The 3,688-nt window shown below is 54.5% G+C and carries 2 rRNA genes; both read right to left on the reverse strand.

Features of this window, described 5'->3' with window-relative positions:
• Positions 1-1,806, reverse strand: a 23S ribosomal RNA gene (locus L9W92_RS18425); the annotation flags it as partial.
• A 313-nt stretch (positions 1,807-2,119) separates the two neighbouring features.
• A 16S ribosomal RNA gene (locus L9W92_RS18430) occupies positions 2,120-3,653 on the reverse strand.
• Between the last annotated feature and the right edge of the window lie 35 nt (positions 3,654-3,688).

The raw sequence follows: 3,688 nt of genomic DNA on the forward strand, positions 1-3,688 counted from the left end.
CCCCCTCGCGCTACTTCTGTAAAAGTTCTCACGCTAACGGGGTACCCCTTCTCCCGAAGTTACGGGGTCATTTTGCCGAGTTCCTTAACGAGGGTTATCTCGCGCGCCTTAGGATTCTCACCCTACCTACCTGTGTCGGTTTACGGTACGGGCACTTCCCTGCCTCGTTAGAGGTTTTTCTTGACAGTTTGGGTTCGGCTACTTCGCTACTTTATTTCGCTCCCCATCAGCTCTCGGGCTTCCCAAGAGACGGTTTTGCCTGTCTCTTACCCTACTACCTTGGACGCGCTTTTCCATTCGCGCGCTTAGCTTACCCTCCTGTGTCACCCCATCCTTCTATCGGCGGAAAGTGGCATCGGATTCTCAACCGATTATCCATCGCCTACGCCTGTCGGCCTCGGCTTAGGTCCCGGCTTACTCTGGGCGGACGAGCCTTCCCCAGAAAACCTCAGGTTTTCGGCGGGCAGGATTCTCACCTGCCTTTTCGCTTACTTATACCGGCATTCTCACTTCCGTATCCTCCACTACTCCTTACAGTATAGCTTCGCTGGGTACGGAACGCTCCCCTACCATTCCATTGCTGAAATCCGTGGCTTCGGTGCCAGGCTTAGCCCCGTTACATTTTCGGCGCAGAGCCACTTGACCAGTGAGCTATTACGCACTCTTTAAATGGTGGCTGCTTCTGAGCCAACATCCTGGTTGTCCGGGCAACTCCACATCCTTTTCCACTTAGCCTGTCTTTGGGACCTTAACCGACGGTCTGGGCTGTTTCCCTCTTGACTACGAACCTTAGCACCCGCAGTCTGACTCCTGAGATTCAAATATCCGGCATTCGGAGTTTGATTGGGTTCGGTAACCGGTGAAGGCCCCTAGCCCATTCAGTGCTCTACCTCCGGTATTTATTCCCAAGGCTAGCCCTAAAGCTATTTCGGGGAGAACCAGCTATTTCCGGGTTCGATTGGCATTTCACCCCTACCCACACCTCATCCGCCGCCTTTTCAACGACGGTCGGTTCGAGCCTCCACTTTATTTTACTAAAGCTTCACTCTGGACATGGGTAGATCACCCGGTTTCGGGTCTACTCCAACGGACTATTTCGCCCTATTAAGACTTGCTTTCGCTGCGGCTCCGCCTTTTCTGGCTTAACCTTGCCCGTTAGATGTAACTCGCCGGTCCGTTCTACAAAAAGTACGCCATCACACTTGCCCGGTTCCCCGTGCAATAGTGCTCTGACTGTTTGTAAGCATACGGTTTCAGGTTCTATTTCATTCCCCTCCCGGGGTGCTTTTCACCTTTCCCTCACGGTACTTGTTCACTATCGGTCGCGTCGGGTATTTAGCCTTGGGAGGTGGTCCTCCCGGATTCCCACGGGGTTCCTCGTGTCCCGTGGTACTTGGGATCCTCTCGAAGATGTTCGCCTTTTCGCCTACAGGGTTGTTACCTTCTGTGACGGGCCTTTCCAAACCGCTTCGGCTAAAGCTACTTACCTTACTGATGTGAGTCCCGCAACCCCGGCTGTGCACGCACTGCCGGTTTAGGCTCGCCCCTCTTCGCTCGCCGCTACTGGGGGGTTCGATTTTTCTTTCTCTTCCTCCGGCTACTAAGATGTTTCAGTTCGCCGGGTGCCCTCCGTACACCTATGGATTCAGTGCACGGTGACGGGGGTTCGCCCCCGCCGGGTTGCCCCATTCGGATATCCACGGATCGATGCCTGTTTGCGGCTCCCCGTGGCTTTTCGCAGCTTACCACGTCCTTCTTCGGCCCTTCGCGCCTAGGCATCCACCGTATGCCCTTTCTAGCTTGACCTAATTTGCGCGCTAAAAACCTTCCTCTGCGGCTCGCGATTGGCTGCGCGATGGCTTCCCCTCGCTTGCTTCTCTCGCGCCGCTTCGGGCTCTTAGCTCTCTTGTTCTCCTACGCTGTGCAGTTTTCAAAGAACTGTTGAGAGTTCTGGTCTCTCAAAACTAAACATATGGATAGATGTACCGACCTGGGAGAACAGATGTCGGTCGTCGGAGGTCGGAGGTCAGATTTCTTGTCGGAATTTGCCTCAGGCAAATTCCTTCATACATTCTGACTCCTGACTTCGGACTTCTGACTTCTGCTATGTTCTCCTTAGAAAGGAGGTGATCCAGCCGCACCTTCCGATACGGCTACCTTGTTACGACTTCACCCCAATCACCAACCCCACCTTCGACAGCTCTCTCCTTTTCAGGTTAAGTCACCGGCTTCGGGTGTTGTCAGCTTTCGTGGTGTGACGGGCGGTGTGTACAAGGCCCGGGAACGTATTCACCGCAGTATGCTGACCTGCGATTACTAGCGATTCCGACTTCATGCAGGCGGGTTGCAGCCTGCAATCCGAACTGAGACCGGCTTTTTGGGATTTGCTTCACCTCGCGGCTTCGCTTCCATCTGTACCGGCCATTGTAGCACGTGTGTGGCCCAGAATATAAGGGGCATGATGATTTGACGTCATCCCCACCTTCCTCCGTTTTGTCAACGGCAGTTCGTCTAGAGTGCTCGCCTTCACACGTTAGCAACTAAACGTAGGGGTTGCGCTCGTTGCGGGACTTAACCCAACATCTCACGACACGAGCTGACGACAACCATGCACCACCTGTCTCCCTGTCTATCCGTAGATAGAATTCTACCTTTCAATAGCTGTCAGGGGATGTCAAACCCTGGTAAGGTTCTTCGCGTTGCGTCGAATTAAACCACATGCTCCACCGCTTGTGCGGGCCCCCGTCAATTCCTTTGAGTTTCAACCTTGCGGCCGTACTCCCCAGGCGGGGTGCTTATTGCGTTAGCTACGGCACAGAAGGGGTCGATACCTCCTACACCTAGCACCCATCGTTTACGGCGTGGACTACCGGGGTATCTAATCCCGTTCGCTCCCCACGCTTTCGCGCCTCAGCGTCAGAAACAGGCCAGAGAGTCGCCTTCGCCACTGGTGTTCCTCCCAATATCTACGCATTTCACCGCTACACTGGGAATTCCACTCCCCTCTCCTGCCCTCAAGTCGCCCAGTTTCAGAGGCACGCTCTGAGTTGAGCCCAGAGTTTTCACCTCTGACTTGGACAACCGCCTACGCGCCCTTTACGCCCAGTAATTCCGGACAACGCTCGCCCCCTACGTTTTACCGCGGCTGCTGGCACGTAGTTAGCCGGGGCTTCCTCCTCAGGTACCGTCATTATTTTCTTCCCTGATGACAGAGTTTTACAACCCGAAGGCCTTAATCACTCACGCGGCGTTGCTCCGTCAGGCTTTCGCCCATTGCGGAAGATTCCCCACTGCTGCCTCCCGTAGGAGTCTGGACCGTGTCTCAGTTCCAGTGTGGCCGTCCACCCTCTCAGGCCGGCTACCCATCGTCGCCTTGGTGGTCCTTTACACCTCCAACTAGCTAATGGGACGCGGACCCATCTGTCAGCGGATTGCTCCTTTCCTCAAGTGTGCATGGGCACTCTTGAGCGTATCCGGTATTAGCACCAGTTTCCCGGTGTTGTCCCGGTCTGTCAGGCAGGTTATCCACGCGTTACTCACCCGTCCGCCACTAAGGTTACAATTCGCAAGCTTCCTCGTAACCTCCGTTCGACTTGCATGTGTTAAGCACGCCGCCAGCGTTCGTCCTGAGCCAGGATCAAACTCTCCATTTAATATAGAAAATTTGATTTGCTAGCTCGCTTTTTTT

This window comes from Pelotomaculum terephthalicicum JT, assembly GCF_022410535.1.
Taxonomy (GTDB): Bacteria; Bacillota; Desulfotomaculia; order Desulfotomaculales; family Pelotomaculaceae; genus Pelotomaculum_D; species Pelotomaculum_D terephthalicicum.